The organism is Methanolobus bombayensis, assembly GCF_017873415.1.
Taxonomy (GTDB): domain Archaea; phylum Halobacteriota; class Methanosarcinia; order Methanosarcinales; family Methanosarcinaceae; genus Methanolobus; species Methanolobus bombayensis.
This window is the reverse complement of sequence record NZ_JAGGKD010000008.1, coordinates 32285-55269: the sequence shown is the minus strand read 5'-3', so window position 1 is coordinate 55269 and position 22985 is coordinate 32285. Positions and strand designations below refer to the sequence as shown.

General features: G+C 40.1%; 25 protein-coding genes and 1 other RNA gene. 11 read left to right on the top strand and 15 right to left on the bottom strand.

What is annotated here, in order from left to right:
* Nucleotides 1-10: 10 nt before the first annotated feature.
* The 3 genes from J2746_RS10490 to J2746_RS10480 are packed head-to-tail and all read right to left on the bottom strand — an operon-like array spanning nucleotide 11 to nucleotide 2743.
* On the bottom strand, nucleotides 11-598 hold the full coding sequence (locus tag J2746_RS10490) for a DUF447 domain-containing protein (RefSeq protein ID WP_209620335.1): 588 nt from the start codon (nucleotides 596-598) through the stop codon (nucleotides 11-13).
* Entirely contained in the window at nucleotides 598-1554 is a 957-nt protein-coding gene (locus J2746_RS10485) for a triphosphoribosyl-dephospho-CoA synthase (protein WP_209620332.1), read from the bottom strand. The genes J2746_RS10490 and J2746_RS10485 overlap by 1 nt, the downstream gene beginning before the upstream one ends.
* Nucleotides 1555-1600: 46 nt before the next feature.
* Nucleotides 1601-2743, bottom strand: coding sequence for a methanogenesis marker 9 domain-containing protein (locus J2746_RS10480; protein ID WP_209620329.1), 1143 nt, complete (start codon nucleotides 2741-2743; stop codon nucleotides 1601-1603).
* A gap of 247 nt (nucleotides 2744-2990) precedes the next feature.
* Between J2746_RS10480 and J2746_RS10475 the strand changes: the two genes are divergently transcribed.
* Nucleotides 2991-3197 carry a hypothetical protein gene (locus J2746_RS10475; RefSeq protein WP_023846116.1) on the top strand — a complete coding sequence of 69 codons (207 nt, stop codon included), beginning with the start codon at nucleotides 2991-2993 and terminating at the stop codon, nucleotides 3195-3197.
* A gap of 67 nt (nucleotides 3198-3264) precedes the next feature.
* Here the strand turns inward: J2746_RS10475 and J2746_RS10470 are convergent, their stop codons facing one another.
* The 4 genes from J2746_RS10470 to J2746_RS10455 form a co-directional block, all read right to left on the bottom strand.
* Nucleotides 3265-4785 (bottom strand): glutamate synthase-related protein, encoded by a 1521-nt coding sequence (locus J2746_RS10470; protein ID WP_245250100.1) that lies wholly within the window; start codon nucleotides 4783-4785, stop codon nucleotides 3265-3267.
* Nucleotides 4786-5212: 427 nt separating this feature from the next.
* Entirely contained in the window at nucleotides 5213-5653 is a 441-nt protein-coding gene (locus J2746_RS10465) for a universal stress protein (RefSeq protein WP_209620324.1), read from the bottom strand.
* Between the two features lie 63 nt (nucleotides 5654-5716).
* Nucleotides 5717-6088, bottom strand: a complete 372-nt coding sequence (locus tag J2746_RS10460; RefSeq protein ID WP_209620321.1) for a branched-chain amino acid transporter permease — start codon at nucleotides 6086-6088, stop codon at nucleotides 5717-5719.
* Nucleotides 6078-6785, bottom strand: a complete 708-nt coding sequence (locus J2746_RS10455) for an AzlC family ABC transporter permease (protein ID WP_209620318.1) — start codon at nucleotides 6783-6785, stop codon at nucleotides 6078-6080. The genes J2746_RS10460 and J2746_RS10455 overlap by 11 nt, the downstream gene beginning before the upstream one ends.
* Nucleotides 6786-6874: 89 nt before the next feature.
* Between J2746_RS10455 and J2746_RS10450 the strand changes: the two genes are divergently transcribed.
* Both J2746_RS10450 and J2746_RS14895 read left to right on the top strand, forming a co-directional pair.
* Nucleotides 6875-7426 carry a TMEM165/GDT1 family protein gene (locus J2746_RS10450; protein WP_209620315.1) on the top strand — a complete coding sequence of 184 codons (552 nt, stop codon included), beginning with the start codon at nucleotides 6875-6877 and terminating at the stop codon, nucleotides 7424-7426.
* Between the two features lie 173 nt (nucleotides 7427-7599).
* A complete protein-coding gene (locus J2746_RS14895; RefSeq protein WP_280921234.1) occupies nucleotides 7600-7731 on the top strand; it encodes a hypothetical protein in 132 nt (43 codons plus the stop codon).
* A 26-nt stretch (nucleotides 7732-7757) separates the two neighbouring features.
* On the opposite strand, the gene J2746_RS10440 is transcribed toward J2746_RS14895, so the two are convergent.
* A complete protein-coding gene (locus tag J2746_RS10440) occupies nucleotides 7758-7982 on the bottom strand; it encodes a hypothetical protein (protein ID WP_209620312.1) in 225 nt (74 codons plus the stop codon).
* A 167-nt stretch (nucleotides 7983-8149) separates the two neighbouring features.
* Between J2746_RS10440 and rnpB the strand changes: the two genes are divergently transcribed.
* Both rnpB and J2746_RS10430 read left to right on the top strand, forming a co-directional pair.
* Nucleotides 8150-8532, top strand: an RNA gene (rnpB, locus tag J2746_RS10435) — RNase P RNA component.
* 166 nt (nucleotides 8533-8698) lie between these two features.
* Complete coding sequence (locus tag J2746_RS10430; RefSeq protein WP_209620309.1) at nucleotides 8699-9910, top strand: RNA-guided endonuclease TnpB family protein; 1212 nt, start codon at nucleotides 8699-8701, stop codon at nucleotides 9908-9910.
* A 69-nt stretch (nucleotides 9911-9979) separates the two neighbouring features.
* Here J2746_RS10430 and J2746_RS10425 read toward each other — a convergent pair whose 3' ends face one another.
* The 4 genes from J2746_RS10425 to J2746_RS10410 all read right to left on the bottom strand — a co-directional run bounded on the left by J2746_RS10425 (nucleotide 9980) and on the right by J2746_RS10410 (nucleotide 13338).
* The gene (locus J2746_RS10425) at nucleotides 9980-10600 is read right to left on the bottom strand and encodes a DUF116 domain-containing protein (RefSeq protein WP_209620306.1); all 621 of its coding nucleotides are present in this window, start codon (nucleotides 10598-10600) and stop codon (nucleotides 9980-9982) included.
* Complete coding sequence (locus tag J2746_RS10420) at nucleotides 10593-11231, bottom strand: DUF116 domain-containing protein (protein WP_209620303.1); 639 nt, start codon at nucleotides 11229-11231, stop codon at nucleotides 10593-10595. Before J2746_RS10420 ends, J2746_RS10425 begins: the two co-directional genes overlap by 8 nt.
* Nucleotides 11232-11300: 69 nt before the next feature.
* A complete protein-coding gene (locus tag J2746_RS10415; protein ID WP_209620300.1) occupies nucleotides 11301-12545 on the bottom strand; it encodes a (Fe-S)-binding protein in 1245 nt (414 codons plus the stop codon).
* A gap of 1 nt (nucleotide 12546) precedes the next feature.
* Nucleotides 12547-13338, bottom strand: coding sequence for a disulfide reductase (locus tag J2746_RS10410; protein ID WP_209620297.1), 792 nt, complete (start codon nucleotides 13336-13338; stop codon nucleotides 12547-12549).
* A gap of 259 nt (nucleotides 13339-13597) precedes the next feature.
* Here J2746_RS10410 and J2746_RS10405 point away from each other — a divergent pair, with 259 nt between their 5' ends.
* The 6 genes from J2746_RS10405 to J2746_RS10380 all read left to right on the top strand — a co-directional run bounded on the left by J2746_RS10405 (nucleotide 13598) and on the right by J2746_RS10380 (nucleotide 19803).
* A complete protein-coding gene (locus tag J2746_RS10405; protein WP_209620295.1) occupies nucleotides 13598-14329 on the top strand; it encodes an RNA methyltransferase in 732 nt (243 codons plus the stop codon).
* 84 nt (nucleotides 14330-14413) lie between these two features.
* Entirely contained in the window at nucleotides 14414-16504 is a 2091-nt protein-coding gene (locus J2746_RS10400) for a minichromosome maintenance protein MCM (RefSeq protein ID WP_209620292.1), read from the top strand.
* 19 nt (nucleotides 16505-16523) lie between these two features.
* The gene (locus J2746_RS10395; RefSeq protein ID WP_209620289.1) at nucleotides 16524-16814 is read left to right on the top strand and encodes a DUF424 domain-containing protein; all 291 of its coding nucleotides are present in this window, start codon (nucleotides 16524-16526) and stop codon (nucleotides 16812-16814) included.
* An 18-nt stretch (nucleotides 16815-16832) separates the two neighbouring features.
* Nucleotides 16833-17507 (top strand): hypothetical protein, encoded by a 675-nt coding sequence (locus J2746_RS10390; protein ID WP_209620286.1) that lies wholly within the window; start codon nucleotides 16833-16835, stop codon nucleotides 17505-17507.
* A complete protein-coding gene (locus J2746_RS10385) occupies nucleotides 17504-18427 on the top strand; it encodes a coiled-coil protein (protein WP_209620283.1) in 924 nt (307 codons plus the stop codon). Before J2746_RS10390 ends, J2746_RS10385 begins: the two co-directional genes overlap by 4 nt.
* 164 nt (nucleotides 18428-18591) lie before the next feature.
* Nucleotides 18592-19803, top strand: coding sequence for an RNA-guided endonuclease InsQ/TnpB family protein (locus J2746_RS10380; protein WP_209620279.1), 1212 nt, complete (start codon nucleotides 18592-18594; stop codon nucleotides 19801-19803).
* 62 nt (nucleotides 19804-19865) lie between these two features.
* On the opposite strand, the gene J2746_RS10375 is transcribed toward J2746_RS10380, so the two are convergent.
* The 3 genes from J2746_RS10375 to J2746_RS10365 are packed head-to-tail and all read right to left on the bottom strand — an operon-like array spanning nucleotide 19866 to nucleotide 22978.
* Nucleotides 19866-20450, bottom strand: a complete 585-nt coding sequence (locus tag J2746_RS10375; RefSeq protein ID WP_209620277.1) for an S-layer protein domain-containing protein — start codon at nucleotides 20448-20450, stop codon at nucleotides 19866-19868.
* Between the two features lie 6 nt (nucleotides 20451-20456).
* The gene (locus J2746_RS10370) at nucleotides 20457-21440 is read right to left on the bottom strand and encodes a biotin--[acetyl-CoA-carboxylase] ligase (RefSeq protein WP_209620267.1); all 984 of its coding nucleotides are present in this window, start codon (nucleotides 21438-21440) and stop codon (nucleotides 20457-20459) included.
* A 56-nt stretch (nucleotides 21441-21496) separates the two neighbouring features.
* Entirely contained in the window at nucleotides 21497-22978 is a 1482-nt protein-coding gene (locus tag J2746_RS10365; protein WP_209620264.1) for an acetyl-CoA carboxylase biotin carboxylase subunit, read from the bottom strand.
* Between the last annotated feature and the right edge of the window lie 7 nt (nucleotides 22979-22985).

Here is a 22985-nt window from a genome sequence, read left to right as displayed (position 1 = left end):
CATTGAATGGTCAAAGATAACCATAAAGCAGCTTCATAGCTTCCTTTTCAGTTTCACCGCCACACTTGTCAACGATGTCCCCGTAGGCCTTGATGAGCTTGAGGTATTTTTCATCTCCTGTTAATTGATATCTGGTTCCGTGGATGCATGCTTCAATTACACCTAAAAAACCACGATTTGGTGCCCTGATAAGACATTTGTTGACATGGGTCCTGATTGGTATAAGTTCAGCAACAAGAGCATCCGAAGTAAGTTTTGTATTGGTGCATTCAAAAGCCACCCAGCTTTGGGCTTCTTTGAGGGAAACAATAGTCCTTCCGTTGCAGTTTTCGGATTCGAATTCGGAATCATTAAGATCAGAAAAAGTAGAATTTACAAATGTGATTGCATTCCATGTGGTATTTGCAACAAGGATTTTTTCAGACAACACATTATCATAGGTTGTAGAACCCTTGAACAGGCGCAAAAATAGCTTGTCCTTACGGCGAATTATCCCCATAGGTGCAGCATTTATAGACCAGCCCCTGCTAGTTGTAACAATGGTTTCAGAAATGCCTTCATATATCCCGTAATCCTCAAGATCTAATTTCATTTTCATTAAAATCGGACTCCGGCAAGCAATGAAATAAACAGGCCTGCAATGGTTATGTCTGCTGTTGAACCCGGATTTATCTTCTTTTCAAGGAGTTCCTGGTCCAGTTTATTGATCAAAGGTAATATACTATTAAAATCCTCACCAGACTTATACATTTCCTCAATTATCCCTCTGGCTTTACCTGATACATAAGCAGCCGTATCAGTATCATACTTGGTACTTATGAAAGTGTCTTCATTATCAGAAAGAATCTTCATAAATGCATAAACAGTAACATTATTGATGTCAGCATTCAGTTTCGGAGCCTCCAGACCATTCATACCATCGATTATCAGTTCTGCACAAAGGGCACATCTTTTAAAACCGGTTACCCATTCATTGGCTATTATGTCATAACCTCTGGCAATATCCATGAGCTTGTAAAGGCTCATATCCTTTTCATGGAGCTCATCAATAGCAGCACTACTCTTGAGATCGAACTCATCAACTGAATTGACCTTGACACCTGCTGCGTCAAAACAACTGTAAAAGTTCACGGAATCCTCAGTTGTAGTATTCTTGACAATCCTGTAAGCAGATTCTATGAGCTGCTGGATTGTAAAAGTCTCATCTTCCTGAAATATCTCACCAGCAGCCATTGCAAATGGTACCAATAACAGGAAGGCTCCAAAATGAGTGTTGCCGCCTTTCTGCCAGCGTACACTTTCACTAACTGCATTATAGATAAGTCGCCCCACACCATTTTCACAGGAAACAGCTTCTTCAATAACAGGATAGACAGCACTTGCAGATGCAAGAAAATGCTCATAGCGTGTGTCATGGTAATCACTGTACCTGTCAATATTCCCCGGTTTAGGAGAAGAGGAAACTTCAAGGCACATTGCAAGCTGTGCACATCTTGCAATGTGTGCCGGGAGAGGATAATTACCCCGGTCAACATTGTATAGTGAATCGATCATCTGTATCTTTTTAGTTTTAGTGAAGATAGGATATTACTTTTCCCGGTCATGCTTTAGCATTTACAGGTTTTTTGGCCTGGTCAATTATGTAGTCTGCAAGTTCCTTTTTAAGACGCATGTATTCTGAATCCGAAAGACCAAGGGTCTCCAGGACACCATCTCTCAGGAAGCATGGTTTTGATATCTTACAACACCAGACAAGGCTTCCAAAACATGTACTGTCACCATATTCAAGCATTGTGCCCTTTGCAAACTCGTTCTTTATATCTGCAAATTCCTGCGCAGAGTAACCAAGTTTGCCTATCACGTTATGAACAGGACATGGTTTTACAGGCAGGCAGCAGAATGCAAGTCCTCTGAGGTCACCTTCTCCTCTGCAAACATGCTTTGGTGCGTTGTACCAGCCCATATCTTCCTGCTGCATTGATATCCTGTTGACAAGCTGGCTTATTATTTCCGGTTCATCCATAACAGCACGTGCTACAGAAACCATTTCTGCTCCTCTTGAGAACATGTTCTTTGCAGTTTCCACATCCGTAACAGAATTATTGCAAATAAGGAACATTCTGGTTGAGTCACGCACCTCTTTTATTAGTTTGAGATCTGCTCCCGAACCTTCTTTCATTGCATCAAGATGAAGGATATCCGCACCAGCAGCTTCAATGACCTGAACAAGCTCGATGTCATCCACAACATTTGCACGTACTTTTACAGAAAGTACCACACCTGTTTCCTTGATCCTGGAGATCCATTCGCTGAGTTTTGGCAGATCACTTAGTAATGCCTGTCCTGCGCCTACGTCAGTTATTTCCTGCTGTCTGCAATGGGCATCGAGTTCAAGGATTGCTCCTGCATTTTTTACAAGCTCTGCTGTTTTAATAAGAGGGGCGATCTTTGAACTTCTTACATTAATACCAATAACAGGTCCTTTATTAACAGCCTTGATCTCATTTTCTATAATTTTGAAGGGTTCATGGGTTTCAAACTCCTTCCTGCCACGGGTGACCATTTCCGCCGCAGCTTTCTGGGTTGCGGAATCCAGATTGTATCCTCCAAGGATCACAAGTCCGGCATCATTTGCCCTTTCGTTTGCAAAAGTACTGTTTGTAATTCCCCCCATGGGTGCAAGCGCAATTGGATTTCTAAAACTGAAATTTCCTACATTAATATCAAAAAGATTATCAGACACGTTTTTACCTCAGGTAAATTTAACATCTATTTTAGATTGATTTTAATTTATCTTTTATGCCGCTGAATAATGAGAGTTTCTGATATTAATATAACGCTATTTTGAGATTTATTCCATAAATTTAGTAATATAAATCAAATGAAAATAAGATGCTCAAAACCTATATACTATCAGCACACACATTTAAAATAACCATAGATTCACTTAGATAGGAGTCTATGAATAATGTAAATGTGGAGGTAAATTTATGAACTGTATTGTTTGTGGTATTGAAAGTGATACAAAATATTGTAATGAGTGTGGAAAAGTAATGGATGAGGTAATCAGGACTGTAGGTGAAAAGCGCTGGAATGCAATTGATGATTGTTCTTTCATATATCCAATGGTACTCAGGGTTGCACGGGGAGAACTTACTGTGCACGATATAATTCAGGCCCTGGAAGTTGAAGACTGATCAACTTCTTTTTAAAAAAAACAGAACTTAAATAAAAAAATAAAAGTAAGCATTACGCTTACTTTGTTTATCCGTCAAGTATCTCTTCTGCAATGTCCCTGTATGCATCCATTACATAATCGATGCCTGAAACCTTTGCTGCCTCTTCTGTAAGTGCCATAAGGTCCTTACGTGCGAGCGTGGAAGTGTTGAACCTTCTGGAACCAGCCATCAACTGCTGAAGTCCGACCTTTGTCTTTTGAGCGTAGGAATAAATACCGATGGCTCCCAGTGGAATCTCGTCAATGTCGCTTCCATAGCGCTCTTCAAGTTCCTCATAGTGAACAAATATCTCTTCCTTCCTGTGGCCAAATTCGGAAACAGTCTTTGGTAGGTTTTCTTCCTCAAGCCATTTTCCGATATTCTTACCAACCATTCCGGGAATCATAAGGCCACGACCCATGCATACTGCCTTAAAGTAAGGTGCACCCATTGCAAGTACCTTGTAGATGCCGTCCTCTGTTGAGAATCCACCAGCCATTGCAAGGTCAGGTACTCTCTTGCCCTTGGAGTTCAATTTTTCTGCAAATTCATATACCAATGACTGTAGATAGAATGTCGGTGTACCCCATTCTTCCATCATTGGCCATGGGCTCATTCCAGTACCACCTGGTGCACCGTCATATGTGAGCAGGTCTATTTTTGCATCTGAACTGTATTTGAGTGCCATTGCAGTTTCGGCCATGGAATAAGCACCGGTCTTTAAGGTTATACGCTTAAATCCGAGATCTCTGAGCCTGTCACACTCTGCATGGAACCCTTCCTCTGTAACAAAACCAAGCCTTGAGTGTCTCTCGAATTCTCTTATGGCTCCAACCTTGAAGGCTTCCTGCACAGATGCAAGTTCCGGATCAGGAGTTACAATGTATCCTCTTTTCTTAAGTTCGATAGCGCGGTCAAGGTCTCTTACCTTGATCTCTCCACCAATACATTTTGCACCCTGTCCCCATTTGAGCTCGATGGTATCCATTTCATGCTTACTGGAGAGATATTCCGCAACACCAAGGTTAGTGTCTTCTACGTTCATCTGAACCAGCATTTCACCATAACCATCATAGAATTTCCTGTAAAGCTCAATCCTGCGGTCCATTTCCGGGGATTCTGTTACAAGTCCGTCACTACCTCTTTTAAGTTCAGGATCCACACCACAAACATTCTCACCACAGACAATGGTGACACCTGAGATGGCTGCACCAATTGCGAAGTGCTCCCAGTTCTTTCTTGCAATATCTGTAGAGCCAAGTGCTCCTGTAAAGATAGGTACTCTCATCTTTACTTTCTTGTCCCAGCCGTATTCTGTTTCAGTGCTTACATTCGGGAATCTTGCAGTTTCAGGACCAGGTACCATATCATCCGGCATTCCGACGGCTCCAACGGCATATCCCTGAATATTCAGATGTGAATAGTCGATAGGATAGTCTTTGTCTGCACCGGCTGTGACCTCTCCGAAAGGTCCGGGATAAAGTACTTCTCGTCCTCTGAATGTAGACTTGAATATTTCACAATTTCCACGACATCCGTCCACGCAACGTGTACAGATTCCTGACATCGGTACCACGCTCTTTGACCTATTAAAGGTCTGAGTAGCGTCATTTGAGTTTGGTTGCCTAAGGTTACCCATTTTTAGTCACTTCCTCTATTAATACTATTATTTTACAGATAGGTCTTCCTAGCTCCTACCTGTACTAACCATGCGGAAAGTAATAGTAGGCTAACGGTTGGCTTATGCTTATATATAAAACTTATTGTCTATCCCTGAATTTTGATATGTTATACCCCTATAAAGCAACCTTGTGCCTATTTTTCATACTTAAGGATATTTAGATATTTAATAAAGAATAGAATTAATCAATTAATAATTAAAAATATGATGAAATCATGTCAATAGCGATAAAAAAGAATAAAAAGATGGAATGAAAGTGGTTTTTGCTAAAAATCAAATTATGCATGCCTGTTAATTCCAGTTCTCCATATCTTCAAGGAACAACAAGTACCTGCCTCTTTGCGTGGCGCACAACATTCTCTGCAACACTTCCAAGAAGGATGTGGCTGAGCCCTGTTCTTCCCTGTGTTCCCATCACTATCAGATCTGCATTGTTATCTTTGGCAAAATCCACAATCGCATCTGCTGGATTTTTGTCCTCTATAATCATTCTGTCTACCTTAACTCCTTCATTTTCACCGGTATCAACAACATATTGAATAGCATCCTTACCTTCTTCTTTAAGATGCTCATGGAGTCCCTTTACCCAGTTTTCCCCGCGCATTGCAAGTGTGACACCCGGATTCGGTAGCACATAAAGAGCAATAATTTCTGCATCATTGGTTTTTGCTATCTCTATACTCCAATCTATTGCATTCTTTACATTTTCAGAACCATCGGTAGCCAGAACTATCTTATTTATTTCCACACTCATTTTATTTCCCCAATTCATTATTGATGTTCAAAGGTAAATCATTTTTGGATGGTTTTAACTCAATTAAATCCTTATGATTTCTGTTAATAAAACCGTAATAATGCCTGAATTGGTGAAGTACATATAAATTATAGTTCCGGTAAAGATACTCAAAAGGGCATTACCCTTCCATATATGGAGACATGCCACTACAAAAATGCACAGTAATTCAGGAAGGCCGTATGGCACCATTCCCCATGATACACTGTTCAGACAATAGAAAACAAGAAGGAGCATTATCATTGCCGGGAAATCCCTTTCTATTACTTTTAGACACTCTGGTTGTTTCCTCCTCCTGAAAAAGATAAAAGGCAAAGCTCTTGTAAATGCTGTTATAAGAGCAGTAATCACTATGATCCATATAATATCTATTGAAGATACGTCCTCAGCGATCATCTGTTTGCACCCCATTATTTATTTTTTCATATACCAACAAAAGGAAAGTACCAATTATTATCGACACAAGAAGCATGTTCTGACTTCCTGCAAATAACATGGCAATTATCCCTGATACTATAGCCGCTATAAATGGGAATCTCGTTTTTGCTGAACGGTATTTCTCTATACTGAGAACAACAAAAAGTGCGGTCAGTGAAAATTCCAGGCCGTTGAGGTTCATATTCAGAACCTTTCCAAGAAGAGCACCCATAGCTGTTCCGGTTACCCAGTACAGGTGATCAAGCCCTGTAACATATGCATAAAAACGGGATGATGAAACTCTTTCAGGAACATTATGACCTGTAATGAGTGCATACGTTTCATCAGTAAGTGCAAGAACCAGATAAGCTTTGATCCTGCCGATACCTTCAAACTTGTTTAGGAGTGAAAGTCCGAAAAAAGAATGCCTGAGATTCAGGAACAACATTGTCAGCACAATTTCTATAGCTCCTGCGCCACTTACTGCCAGAGCTACAGCAATGAATTGCGCTGCACCGGAAAATACCACAATGCTCATTAACACCGAATATAGCCAGTTAAATCCATAATGTGTGACCAGCAAACCGAAAGCTATTCCTATCGGAACATAACCGAACATCACGGGCATTGTAATTCTGATAGCTTCCAGTAATGGATCTGTTTTCTGACTTTCCATTGATTAATAAAATGCACTTTAATACTTTAGTTTTTTTACAGCATTGATTTGTGAAAACTTATTATAGAGAAGGTGCTTTTCCTATCTGTATGATACAGGATATTCTTATACCATTTCTGCTTGTAGGCCTTGCAGAACTTGGAGACAAAACACAGATAGCCGTTCTTGTACTATCTACAAAAACAAAAGAATATGCCCGCTTACTTGCCGGTGTCATGCTGGCCTTTATCTTGACTGATGGTCTGGCAATTCTTCTTGGAAATTTAATAGCAAATAGAGTCCCTATGGACTATGTGCGTATTGGTGCCGGAGTCATGTTCATTCTTTTCGGTTTAATGACATTATTGAACAAAGGCGACGACGATGAAGAAGGATCATATGAATTGAAAAGTCCTTTTATATCTGGTTTCGCGCTTATACTGGTATCTGAAATGGGAGACAAGACCCAGCTTGCTTCTGCACTTTTTGCAACCCAGTACAATCCAATACTGGTATTTGCTGGCGTTATACTTGCATTGTTCCTGCTATCTTCAATGGCAATATATGTTGGTAAGATCCTGATGCAGAAAATAGATAAGAATACTATTTCCAGAGCTGCAGGAATACTTTTCATTGTAATCGGCATTTCATTTTTCTTTTGAGGTACGATTATAATTACCTTATTTTTAGCAGTCAAAACAAAAATTAATAAGGCAGGAGTTTTAATTTTAAGAAGGGAGGTTTTAAAATAGTACATATACTCAGATGCAGAGACCTTGGTTTTAATGATGATTTCATAGTCGTTGACAATGACCCTAAAAAGGCAAAGGAAAAAATGATAGAACATGTCAAAACAGAGCATAAGGACGAGTTTGAAGGGCTGTCTGACTTTCATCAGGAAGAGATCATTTCCAAGGTGGATTACCTTCTGAACCGTGGCTGTGGCTGTGGTGTGCTTAAACTTTAAGCCATCGTTTTTTACACTATTTTATTTCATTGATGGATTTCTTTTTTCATTCTGGATGCCACGTATATGAGTGCAAACACAAGAGGAACTACCATGCCTATTAATAATACACCGTAACCATCCTCCTCAACATTGAATCCATTTGCACTGAACAGGTTAGTCTCAGTTTCAGAAACCGCTCCTGAGAACATGAACAAAAATAGCACCGTCAACAGTGTAATACCTACTATGAGATATCTGTTATATTTCATACCAACCATCTTAGTTGTTTAATTAGATTGTAAATAAATGTTATGATTTACACCTAATTATTTTAAGATGGTTTGTAAAATTGTAATGTCATATGAAATTAAAAAGGCATTTAAAGATTTCAGTATTTATCATAAGCTATATATTATTTGATTTCATCTCAATCACTGAGAGAGGAAGGACGGCCGCCGGGTCATTTGACCTGAGGAAAGTCTCCCCACCTTCTAAACACACGAATACCTGTAAAGGGTATCGGGCGAGAGCCCGGGCAGTTGCTTTGCAACTCATGTGCTCTGCACATGCTGGCACAGAAACGATATCGCACCATGTTAATGCAATGATGCTGAAAAGTTGAGATCGCATGGAATGCGGATGGAACGGCGAATCCTCGTGGGTGCAAGTCAGAAGTAGGGGGCAATGGTTGTTTAGACCATTCCCGAAGTTTATGGACGCGTAGCCGAATGCCGTCAATGCAGCTCTAATGAGCACATCATCCTGCCAGATCGGGATGAATGTATTGCATCAACAGAAGGGAGCTTACTCTCCTCACTCAATTCCATAGAGAACAATAAAAAAAGTACAAAAACTTTATCCTTAAGGAGCAAGAAGACCACCCATTTCAAGGGGTGGATGAATTGCGTCCACAACAAAAAAAGGCATATATTCTATGCAAACATACAACATCTTGCTAAACTAACTGTTTTGAATAGTGATTACAATGAAAAGAGGTTATAGATACCGAATCTATCCAAACAAAGAGCAATGTTCTCTTTTAGAGCAACATTTCGGAGGAACTCGATTCATCTACAATCGGTCACTTTTCATCAAGAATCTTATGTATTCTAAGTTCAAGATCAACATTAGTGAGATTGACCTGAACAACAATCTGACATCTCTTAAAGAGCTTCATCCATGGATGAAAGATCTAAACTCACAATCATTGCAACAGGCTAACAGGAACTTGTTAACTGGATTCAAGAACTTCTTTGAAGGAAATGGAGCATATCCTACAAGGAAAAGTAAGAAGGACAACATTTTCTCATTTCAAGTTCCTCAGAATTATCAAATCAATTTAACCTCATCGAAAATATATCTTCCAAAAATAGGATGGATAAAGATAGTTCTTCATAGGGATTTCTTAGACAAAGAGTTCATTGAGAATGAACTTGTTACAAAGGAAGTCAACGGAGAACTTATCCTTGACCAGAAACTTAACAAGAAGTTCGATATCCTTAAGACCTTAACTGTTTCCAGAACATCAGCTGGAAGGTATCATGTAAGCATCCTGATAGATGACCATGTACTCAATCCAAAACGTGTTGAATTCGATGAAAACACAACAATTGGAATAGATATAGGTCTCAAATCATTTGCTGTTCTCTCAACCGGAGAGATAATTGAAAATCCAAGGTTTCTGAAGACATCTCTTGATAGATTGAAGAAACTGCAGAAAGATGTTAGCAGGATGAAGAAAGGTTCTAAAAACAGAAAAAAAGCAGTAATGAAATTAGCAAAACAACATCAATTAATATCAAACCAAAGAAATGACTTCCAGCATAAGATATCCATGAAGATAATTAGCGAAAACCAAGCAATCGGAATTGAGGATCTTAATGTCAAAGGAATGGTCAAAAATCATAATCTAGCTCAAGCAATCAGCGATGTTGGATGGTCTGAATTCATAAGGAAACTTACTTACAAAGCAGAATGGTATGGTAAGACCATTCTTCAAATAGGTAGGTTTCACGCATCATCAAAACTCTGTAATGTTTGTGGATATAAGAAGGATGATCTTACTCTTGACATAAGAGAGTGGAAATGTCCTTCATGCAAGACATTACATGATAGAGACATAAACGCAAGTCTCAATATCAAACAAATTGCATTGAATAACTTAAGCACTGCAGGAACTGCAGGAAGAGCCTGTTGATACTTAGTAGACAACTACTATTGAGCAGGAAGCCACCGGATTTATCTGGTGGTAGTTCACCTTTTGCAATTAGCTTGAGAGCATTTCCAGCGTTTCGAGTACTTTCTCATAATCGACTTCTGTATTAAAACATCCATCATTAAGCATTGGGACACCATATGTCACAATATTCTTGCCTTTAAGCCCCATCATAACCTTATTTAACTCGTAATCACATGCAACTAACAAAGCTGCATCATAATTCTTTTCTTTAATAACATGTTTCACGAAAGATGAACCCGTGACAATGTAAAGATCATATCCGTATTTTGGAGCATCTTTTTTCAATTTACTGAAAACACATTTACCACAAGCAACACATTGGATTCCCGTTCTTTTGGAAGAAGCCGGGCAATCCATGGAACGCATGCAATGAGGAGCTATGATCATACGTCTTTTAGACTTTTTGAAAGCGTTCCTGTTAGCTATGTTTTTCAGGGAAACCATCCATTTGTCAAGTATCCTCGGATCGGAAAATTTGAAGAAGAAATATTTCAGAGGCATGTAAAAAAAATCAAGTACACCTGCAAAGAATCCTGCCAGCCACACATGCCTGTTAAGACTTATACGGCTTACAGCCAATGCAAGAACTGCAAGTATAAAGGATACTAGTAAAACAATGGTTACCAATAATCCGATTGTCCTATACATCACATTCCTCCATCTTTCTTATGACCTCATCCACATCTACTTTAGTATTGTAGCATCCATCCTGGAGCAGTGAAACGCCCTGTACAACCATAAAAGGTGATGCACCTTGCATGGATTCTGCGAGTTCGGGATAACAAGCTACACCGATACAACTTTCAGGCCGGTGTGCTTTGATGATCTTCTTTACAAAACTACCACCGGGAATAACATAAACTTCAAATCCCCGCTCTTTGGCAGCTTTACATATAGTTCCGATATCACACAGGCCACACAATTTGCATTCATATCCTATTAATGGGTCACAACGAGCTTTGCAATTTGGATGTCTGAGACATTGAGGAAGGAATACGACCCTTCCATTCTTAATCTCTTTGAATTGTTCGAGCATCACTGCATTACGAACCTCTACGAGAATCTCATCTACAAGTGTATCTTTTATACCGAACACCCTGCAAATCCATTTTGCAGGCCCATAGAACAGATAAAGAATGAAAAGAACAAAATTTGGAAATAATATTTTGTGATTCTTAAAACTGTAAGCTCCAACCAATAATGCTATTGATAACACTACAAGTGCAGTCACAAATATAAGAATAAAGACTTTTCCAAGTAATTCATAAGGGATTTGCATGAGAGAAGTAAATTGTACGAATAAGTATATTCAGTTTACCCTAAAAATAAAAAAAGAAGAGTGATTTAATCACTCTGGTGTGTCACTTAGGTCGATTCCCATTGCTTCTGCTGTCAAAACAATGACATCCTCAACCTCAAGTTCCTTTGCACCAATTGCGTCTCTTCCATCACTTAGGTTCCTCTTACAGAACGGGCATGCACTTGAAAGAAGATCTGCATTTGTTGCCAGTGCATCTTCAACACGGGTTGAAGCAACACCGAGTGCAAGGTCAGGAATACCTGCTTTCACACCACCACCTGCTCCACAGCAGCGTTGATTATCTTTTATTCTATCCATCTCTATGAACTCGATTCCAGGAATTGCCTCAAGGACAGCCCTTGGTGGTTCGAAGACACCTACGTGACGTCCCATGTGGCATGGGTCATGGTATGTGACCTTCTTGTCTATGGACTTCTCCCACTTGATCTCACCTTTCTCTATAAGATCCTGCAGGAACTCAGTAATATGAACAACCTTGAAAGGAAGTTCTTTTCCTGTGAGTCGGGGCCAGTCAATGATCGAAGCTCTGTAACATCCTGCACATGCGTAAAGCACGGTCTTTGCACCCTTTGCTACAATGTTGTCGATGTTCTTCTGTGCATTTACCTTTGCAACGTCATTTACATAATACTGACCTGTTCTGATAAGTGCTGAACCACAGCAGATCTCATCTTCACCAAGCATTGTGAACTTAATTCCAAGCTTGTTGAGTACACGTGCAGTTGCAAGTGCAAGTTTTCTCTGCCTGAGTTCTGCGGTACATCCTCCGAAGTAAAGAACTTCTGCTTTATCCTCGATCTTAACATCTTCAGGGAACCAGTTGGTCCTGTCTTTGTTGTCAGCCATGTATGGGTTCTTGTATTCGCCGATGAGTTTAAGGAATGCCCCTTGCTTACCAAATGGACCATTTCCACGCTTTACAAGGTTTGCACGCATGGATTCCCAGAGTTCCACAGTATTGATCGCGGATTCACAGACCGTTGCACACATACCACAGGTTGTACAGCCGTATACATCATCCTTGAACTGCTCGATTTCTTCCTCAGGAATCTCTTTTGGACCGAAGAGTTTTGCACGAAGTCCGTAGGACTTGTTCATGTATTCCCTCCATCTGAGGATCTTATCTCTTGGTGCAAGTCCCGGATCTTTTCCTGATGCATCATATGTCGGACACCAGTCCACACATTCGCCACAGCGACTACATGAGTCAAGTTCCATAAGCTGGACTGCTGTAAAGTTCTCTGTATTAATAGAAGGTTCACGTTTTGCCATTTTATTCTCCTCCCTTGTTTGCAAGGAGTGCAAGTGGAATTGCTATCACATGTATATACTTACTGAACGGGATATATGCTATACAGAACAGAAGTGAGATAACTACGTGGAAAAGCGCCATTGGTGGTGCGATTTCAGCGTCAATTCCGAATCCCCAGAACCTTCCTGTTCTGATACCATCAGCAACAAATCCTGAGATTGTAATGATAGTAAGTCCGATAAGAAGAATAGAATCGTATGCTATAGTTGCTTCTCTTACCTTTGCAACAAAGAGCCTTCTGTAGATTGCAATAATGATACCTACGAGCAAAATGTAACTGAATATGTCGTTTGGTACTGCAAGGAGCTCTCTGAAGATTTCGGGATACATGAATTCCGGAAGGGAATGTGCATATCCTACCTTCTCACCGATCATGTGGACCATTTCAACAAAGAACATTGCAAATGAAAGCGCAAAAAGGGTCATCCAGCCAACAAAAATGGTGAAGTGCATAAACCATCTGAGGGGACTTCTTCTCAGAATCCTTCTCTGGAAAAGGATGTCAAGAACGAATGTTTCAAGAACGGACTGATTGTGAACGTGTGCATGCTCATTCATCTGGTACATAAGCATTTTAGGGAATGCTAATATACTTTTAGAAGGAGTGTCTCCATATCCTGTGGAGCCCATACCCCATTTCTTTAAGTTCATGTACATTCCTACAACGAAAATACCCATGGCAAGAGCGGAAATGAGCATCATCTGCACAAAGGTCACCCTTAGTGCATCGGTTACACCTGCAAAATAATCCATATTTTTCTTCTCCTGATATTATTATAAACTCATAATTATTATAAAGATAAACTGTTCTTTACTCTAAAGTAACCAGTTTGGTTTGCATGATTGTAGCGCCGATATTATTTAAAGATTGTCATCAACAAAATCTATATCAGTAGGCGTATTGTTGTGCCAAATTCCCACACAATTGATGAGCAATAATTAATTAACCTTATATGCCGTCACATGCTTTAGAACCTAAAAAACAAAAAGAAGCAATAGGTTGTCTTGATAAATGAACCTAAGAATAGTACTCGTAGAACCTCTATATCAGGGAAATGTAGGTTCTGTTACAAGAGCAATGAAGAATTTTGGTTTCTCTGACCTTGTACTTGTTAATCCCTGTAAGCTTGAGGGAGAGGCAAGGGCAATGTCTTCTCATGCAAGGGATCTGCTGGAAAACGCAAAGATAGTCTCCACTTTAGAAGAAGCTATTGAAGACTGCAGTATTATAATAGGTACAACAGGTATAGCAGGTTCTAGATTTGATCTGCATCTGCGTGTACCTGGTTATACCCCTGAGGAGATGAAAGAACGTCTTAGCGGGGTAGATGGAAAAGTAGCAGTTCTCTTTGGCAGGGAAGACAACGGCTTTACCAGAGAGGAACTCAAAAAATGTGACATGATCATGACAATCCCTACATCTGAAGTTTATCCGGTCATGAACCTTTCTCACGCAGTTACGGTTGTTCTCTACGAATTCAGTTCAATCAAATCCGGAGAAACACCATTAGCTGATCCATTTGACATCAGGCTCCTGTATGGCCATTTGTCAGAACTTCTGGATGATATTGATTATCCCGAACACAAAAAAGAAAAGACAGATCTTATGCTAAAAAGGATATTCGGAAGAGCATGTCTTATGCCCCGTGAAGTCCAGACACTTAGAGGAATTATCAGAAAGATCCAGAGAAACTGCAATAATGAAAACGGAAACTCTAATGTTTTTGAAAATGAAGAGAAATGACAGTGAGGGATGTTTCGAAATGTTCATATCATTTGAAACCCATGTTGCATTCCTAAACGATTTTTAATTAATTATTGTGTAAACATGACTGAAGGTAAATGGGACGAAAAATTCATAGTGTTCCTTAAAAAGTACTATTGGGATGATATTCTACAGCTTGCTAATAACTATCCCGATCAGCGTAGTCTTGAAGTTGATTTCTATGACCTTGATGTTTTTGACAGGGAGATTGCAAACGAGCTGCTTGTAAACCCTGATGAGGTATTGCCAAGTTCTGATAATGCACTTCAACAGATCGATCTTCCGGTTGAAAAGACCCTTATTGACGCAAAAGTTCGCTTCGTAAAGATACCAAATAAGATACCGAACCGTGATCTACGCAGCAAACATCTCCTGCAGTTCGTTGCAATTGAAGGTATGATACGTAAGGCAACGGAGGTTCGCCCGAAAGTTCTTAATGCTGCTTTCCAGTGTCTTCGTTGTGAACATGTAACTATGGTTCCCCAAAATGAAATAAAATTTGTAGAACCCGTGGAATGTGAAAACGAGACATGTGGAAGGAAGGGGCCATTTAAGATAGTTGTAAATCAATCTGTTTTTGTTGATGCCCAGAAACTTCAGATACAGGAATCACCTGAGAACCTCAAAGGTGGTTCACAGCCACAGAGTCTTGATGTTGATATTGAAGATGACCTTGCAGGTATAGTGAAACCCGGTGACCGCGTGATTATCAATGGAGTGCTCCGCTCTCACCAGAGAACCACAAGGGAAGGAAAATCTCCTTTCTATGATCTTGTCCTGCACGCAAATTCTATCGAATATATGGATCTGGAGTTCGACGAGCTTGAGATTAGTCCTGAAGAAGAGGAAGAGATACTTACTCTTGGAAAGGATCCTGAGATATACCAGAAAGTTATCGGATCCATAGCTCCTTCAATTTATGGTTATGATGATGTGAAAGAAGCACTTTCACTTCAGTTGTTCTCCGGTGTTGCCAAGCACCTGCCGGATGGCTCAAGAGTACGCGGTGACATTCATATGCTCTTTATGGGTGACCCGGGTGTTGCTAAAAGTCAGTTGCTGAGGTACATGGTCAAACTATCACCAAGAGGTGTTTTCGCATCCGGTAAAAGCGCATCATCAAGTGGTCTTACCGCTGCAGCCGTGCGTGATGAACTGGGAGACGGCCGCTGGACACTGGAAGCCGGTGCACTTGTAATGGCAGATATGGGTATTGCCGCGGTGGATGAAATGGATAAGATGAGCACTGAAGATAAGAGTGCACTCCACGAAGCAATGGAACAGCAGACCATCAGTGTTGCAAAAGCAGGTATTCTTGCCACACTAAAATCCCGTTGTGCCCTGCTTGGTGCTGCCAACCCGAAATACGGACGTTTTGACAGATATGAAGGCATAGCTCAACAAATTAACATGCCACCAGCCCTCATTTCAAGGTTTGATATGATATTCGTTCTTCTTGATACTCCAAATGAGGACATGGACTCTAAAATAGCAAAGCACATCCTCAAATCACACTATGCAGGTGAACTTTCAGAACAGCGTAAGAATCTGCCAACCAGTAATGTCACTCAGGAACAGGTCGAAAATCATATGGAAGTTATCAGACCTGTGATAAATCCGGATTTCTTAAGAAAATATGTTGCATATTCCAGGAGAAATATTTTCCCTGTCATGGAAGACGATGCACGTGACCATCTTGTAAAATTCTACATGGACATGAGAAGAATGGGAGATGGAAAAGATGCACCGGTCCCTGTTACAGCACGTCAGCTTGAAGCCCTTGTAAGACTTGCGGAAGCCAGTGCACGACTGAGGCTCAGTAACGTTGCAACCCTTGACGATGCTAAAAGGACAACAAGAATTGTATATTCCTGCCTGAGACAGGTTGGAGTTGATCCGGACACAGGTGCATTTGATGTTGATGTTATTGCCTCCGGTACAAGTAAGAGTCAGAGAGACAGGATAAAAATCATAAAAGATATCATAAAATCAGTCGGAGAAAAACATCCCGGTGGAAAAGCCCCACTTGAGGAAGTCTATGCAGAAGCTCAGAACCAACAGATAGACAGGCAACATGCAGAGGATCTGATTGCACGCATGAGACGCTCCGGTGACCTCATTAAACCCGACAAAGAACATGTTAAAGTAGTATAGAACCAAATGGAATGGTCCCATGTATCTGAAGATTCATAAATCCGGTGATAATACCATTGTTGCTCTCTGTGACAAAGAATTAATTGGAAAGACACTTAAAGAAGGTAACATAAATGTTACTATATCTGAAGAATTCTACAAAGGAGAACTGATATCCAGAGAAGAGGCAATTGATATCCTTTCAACAGCTGGCAACGTTAATATCTTTGGTGAAAAGTCAGTATCCTGTGCCATTGAATGTGGGGTTGTAGATAAAGAAAATGTAAAGATCATTAATGAAGTAGCACATGCCCAGATATTCCGGATATAATTGCTACGAGGTATAGTTATGAATAACGATACGGTGGATCAGGGTGCGAGTAACAATGCACCACATACCTATGACAGGAAAGAGCTTATTGAAGGAGTTGTGCAGAAACACAAAAAATACATTGCTGAATATACTGCCGAATTCAATGAGCTGGACAATAAAATGAAAGAACTTCAGGAGAATATAGATACTTCAAACAAGAACAAAGTTGAAGCTCAGGAAAAAATAGAGATACTTGCTGAAAAGAGACAATTGTTCTATCATCAGGCTGAAAAGTTGCTTGATGAGCTCGTAGATTCAGCATCTGACAGTGATATTTCCAGGGAAGTTACCCAGATAAAAGAAAGGCTTGGAAAGGTCAAGGGTTCACTGGCTCCTGAAGATGAGCAAAAGCAAGTAGATGAGATTGTGCAGAACATTACTTCACTTGGTTCAAAAGTATCGGGAATTGAAGACCGTCTTGCAAATATCTCTAACAGGATAAAAGATGCAATAAATTCAAAAATAGAACTTAGTTCCATTGACAGCTCAGAAGAAGTTTACAGTGACAAAGTATCTTCAAGTGAAGAAAATATCAAAGAGATCGAGCCCAGGTACAAATGGCTGGAAAACAGGATCAAAAGTCATCAGGATGCTCTTGAATACTGGGAAAAGCAACCACTTGAAAGTGATAAGCAGGGGGCTGAGGCATGAGTGATATAGACATATCCTCTATGAGTGAAAAAGATCTCAAAAACAAAGTTAATGAACTTCGTACCCAGATAGGACATCATGACCGTGAGCTTAAGGGAATTTATCGTGAGCTGAAACTTCATCGTACAAATACCGATGAACTGAAAAAGAAAAGAGACAAACTTAACGCCGAAGTTCGGGAACTGGTTTCAAAAGCACGTGAAGCAAAGGCCAAAAGAGATGATATAAATGCAAAGATCGCATCACTTAAATCGGCCCGTAATGCTGCCAGTGAAAAGAGCAAAGAGTTCTCAGACAATATAAGTGACCTTAAAGCTAAAAGGGACAACCTTAACAAATTATCCAAGGGAAGTGTTGAAACTCTCTCTAAAGCCTATGCCGCTGACCTTGAACTTTTCCTTAATGCTGATATTCCTCTGAAACACGAGATTGATCTTTTCAGCAGACTTCTCAGTCTTAAAGAACGCCTTGGAGCTGCTTTTGACGCAAATTCAATGCATGAAAAACTCATGGAAACATATGAAGAATCAAAAGATGTATTTGAATCCAGGGAAGATTTCAACAGCGAGATCACCAAACTCGCAGAAGAGTCACAGAAGTACCATCTTGAGATGATAGACCTGTACAACCAGGCAGATGAACCAAGAAAAGCAGCAGACACTGCTCATTCACAAATATCTGAAAATTATGCAGTAACTGCCCCTATCAGAGAGAAAATAGATCCTCTTAAAAAGAAGATAACACTTCTCAGGGAAGAACTTGATGTCTACCTTAGTAAGCTCAATGATATACAGGTTGAAAAGGATGACAAAAAGAAAGAAGAACATCTTGTTGTTGCTAAAGAGAAACTTGAGAAGAGCGGCCGTCTGAGCCTTGAAGATCTTAAAGTTCTTATGGACAAGGGAGACCTGAAGTTCTGATACTTCAAATCTTCCTGATCATACTTTTTTTATTTTATCCTTAAGGAGCAAGAAGACCACCCATTTCAAGGGGTGGATGAATTGCGTCCACAACAAAAAAAGGCATATATTCTATGCAAACATACAACACCTTGTTAAACTAGCTGTTTTGAATAGTGATTACAATGAAAAGAGGTTATAGATACCGAATCTATCCAAACAAAGAGCAATGTTCTCTTTTAGAGCAACATTTCGGAGGAACTCGATTCATCTACAATCGGTCACTTTTCATCAAGAATCTTATGTATTCTAAGTTCAAGATCAACATTAGTGAGATTGACTTGAACAACAATCTGACATCTCTTAAAGAGCTTCATCCATGGATGAAAGATCTAAACTCACAATCATTGCAACAGGCTAACAGGAACTTGTTAACTGGATTCAAGAACTTCTTTGAAGGAAATGGAGCATATCCTACCAGGAAAAGTAAGAAAGACAACATTTTCTCATTTCAAGTTCCTCAGAATTATCAAATCAATTTGACCTCATCGAAAATATATCTTCCAAAAATAGGATGGATAAAGATAGTTTTTCATAGGGATTTCTTAGACAAAGAGTTCATTGAGAATAAACTTGTTACAAAGGAAGTCAACGGAGAACTTATCCTTGACCAGAAACTTAACAGGAAGCTTGATATCCTTAAGACTTTAACTGTTTCCAGGACATCAGCTGGAAGATATCATGTGAGCATTCTGATAGATGATCATATTCCTGAACCAATACCAGTTGAATTTAATGAGAATACAACAGTTGGAATTGATGTAGGAATTAAATCATTTGCTATTCTTTCATCCGGAGAAGTTATTGAAAATCCCAAGTTCCTGAAGAAGTCTCTTATGAAGTTGAAGAAACTACAAAAAGCAGTTAGCAGGAAACAAAAAGGTTCTAAAAACAGGAAAAAAGCAATTGCTAAATTGGCAAAACAACATCAATTAATATCAAACCAAAGAAATGACTTCCAGCATAAGATATCCATGAAGATAATTAGCGAAAACCAAGCAATCGGAATTGAGAATCTTAATGTCAAAGGAATGGTCAAAAATCACAATCTAGCTCAAGCCATCAGCGATGTTGGATGGTCTGAATTCATAAGGAAACTTACTTACAAAGCAGAATGGTATGGTAAGACCATTCTTCAAATAGGTAGGTTTGAGGTATCATCAAAACTCTGTAATTTTTGTGGATATAAGAAGGATGATCTTACTCTTGACATAAGAGAGTGGAAATGTCCTTCATGCAAGACATTACATGATAGAGACATAAACGCAAGTCTCAATATCAAACAAATTGCATTGAATAACTTAAGCACTGCAGGAACTGCAGGAAGAGCCTGTTGATACTTAGTAGACAACTACTATTGAGCAGGAAGCCACCGGATTTATCCGGTGGTAGTTCACTCTCATCTACTTTTCCTTATGAACGATCTGCATAGTATAACTGCAGTGAAACATGATAGTACCTGGAATATTGTAAATCCTTCTGTCTGTGAAGGGGAATTATCACCCGATACTGCATCCTCATTTTCCTGACTGGAGTTACCAGCAGTTTCTTCAATCTCAGGTTCAGGATACTCGTCGTCCAGATACTGATACACAGGTTTGAAAGTGATCAGCTCACCACCCGGACTTATGTATATTGTATCTACAGTAATATTGAGTATCTCAGTATTTTTGGAAAATACTATGACCTCGCCTTCACCCAGTATGCCATCCTTGAGAAGATCACCATCATGATAAAGCTTTACCCATACCTGTTTATTATCCTGGTTGACACTCATGACATGCAATGAATAATTCTGGTAGAAATCCCAGGAATCACCTGTTGTAAGAAATATCCCGGTGCCATTGATCAATACAGAATCCCTGTCATTATTCATGCCCAGAGCCTGATCTATATGCAGAGATTCAGCATTAACTGTCATCAGCATGAAAAAAGAAAAAAAGAAGATGCAGAACGCATAAAAGGTTCTTTTCTGAAAGTTCATGAAAGGTCACTTCAGTAACTGATCACTGTAGCGGCAATTACCGGCAATAATCTCATGTTTTTTGTTATTTTTGTCAAGAACCACAAGTGCACCTTTTTCAGTAATACCTACTGCCTTTCCTTCAATGATAACATTAGGTGTTGTAACACGAACATCTTTTCCAATGGTGTCTGAAAGACTTATCCATTCATCCAGAATCTCAGTAAATTGTCGGGTCTTAAACCTTATGTATTCCTGTTCCATTTCATAGAGAAGTGAAGCAAGGAAAACTGTTCTATTAACAGACTTTCCAACTTCATTTGCAATACTGGTAGAGTTTTTCCTGATTCCATCTTTCAGTTCGGAAAGCTTGATATTTGCATTAATACCAATACCAAGAATAACGTGATCAACTTTTTCAACTTCAGCACTGACTTCCGTAAGGATTCCACATATCTTTTTGCCTTTCACAAGTACATCATTAGGCCATTTTATATGTGCATCCACACCTATTCCCCTAAGTGCATTCGCTACTGCAATACCTGCAATAAGAGTTATTTTTGAAAGATTTTCAAGAGGAATAGAAGGTTTAAGAATCAGGGAAAACCATATTCCTCCGGGAACTGACTGCCATTCTGTTCCCATCCGGCCCCTTCCGCTTCTCTGGGTTTCTGCCACTATGACCGTGCCTTCAGGCACCCTCGGAGCAATTTCCCTTGCAGTATTATTAGTAGAGTCCAGATCCAGATGATAACGAATATCATTCCCTATCAGACTGGTTTTTAAAATACCTCTCAGTTCATCAGGATCTATCTTGTCAGGACAGGAATCCAGAATATATCCGGTTTTGGGTGAAGAACGAATATCATATCCTTCTCTCCTGAGAGCCCTGACGTATTTCCATACCATTGCCCTTGTAATGCCGAGCTTTTCCCCTATCTCCTGCCCGGATACAGGGTTCCCTTCTGAGTTTTTTAATATCTTTATAATTGATTTCTTATTATCATTCACAGGTATTCCACCGTACGAATGTTTGCTCCCAATTAAAGATACGCTGCCAAAGTTTATTACCTTGTCTGTTTTTTAGCAGCTTCCACATATGAGTTGACAGCAGCAGTAACAGCAGCAACCTTCTGATCCTTATTAGCAAGAGCAGATGCCAGTGTGGATCCTTTAGTGGATTCTTCTTTTACAACCTTTTTAACATCTTCTATGATGTCATAGTCATCAATGAAATGGGTTGTAAGCTTTCCTTCCCTGAATGCAGGATGACGCAGGACAGCCTTATGGAAAGGTATGTTAGTGGTTACTCCCACAACAACATACTCGTAAAGCGCACGTCGCATCCTGTCAATCGCTTCATTCCTGTCACTTCCCCAGGCACAAAGCTTTGAGATCATTGAATCATAATATGGTGATATCGTGTATCCCATGTGAACTCCGCTGTCAACCCTGATGCCAGGTCCGCCTGCAGAGCGATATCTTCTGATCTTACCAGGCGAAGGTGCAAAGTCATTCAATGGGTCCTCAGCATTGATACGGCACTCAATTGCCCATCCTCTGATGCTGATATCTTCCTGTTTGAATGGTAGCGGTTCTCCACACGCAATGTGAAGTTGTTGTTTTGCAAGGTCGATACCTGTTATCATTTCACTGATGGTGTGTTCTACCTGAAGTCTGGTGTTAACCTCGAGGAAATAGAAATCTCCCTTGGAATAAAGGAATTCAACAGTACCGGCATTTTCGTACCCAATTGCCTTAGCAGCCTTAACAGCGGCCTCGCCCATCTGTTTACGTAATTCCGGAGTCATTACCGGGGAAGGAGCTTCTTCTATGAGTTTCTGGTGTCTGCGCTGGATGGAACATTCCCTTTCCATGACATACACAGCATCCCCATATTTATCAGCCAGTATCTGGAACTCTATGTGTCTTGGTTCCTCAACATATTTCTCGATAAATACCGTAGAGTCACCAAAAGCCGATTCTGCAACAGACTGTATGGAACTGAGAGAATGCTGAAAATCATCCCTGGAATGAACGATCTTCATACCTATTCCGCCGCCACCGGCTGAAGCCTTTATCATTACAGGATACCCAATGCCATCTGCAATATTCATAGCTTCTTCCGGATCGGATATTGCCTCGTTGGTTCCGGGGACGACAGGAACACCGGCCTCTATCATTGTATTTCTGGCAGCGATCTTACTTCCCATCTGCTCAATGGCCTTACTTGAAGGACCGATAAAGGTTATACCAGCTTCTTCGCACTTGCGGGCAAATTTTGCATTTTCAGAAAGGAAACCATATCCAGGATGAATTCCCTCAGCACCACATTCAAGTGCGACTTCTATGATCCTGTCAATATTCAGATAGCTCTGACTGGAAGGAGCAGGACCTATATTGTAGGCTTCATCTGCATACTTTGCAAAAAGAGCATTCTGGTCAGCTTCGGAGTAAACTGCAACAGTCTGAACGCCAAGTTCACGACATGCACGCATAGCGCGTATTGCGATCTCACCCCTGTTGGCTACAAGTACTTTCTTGAACATTCCTGTT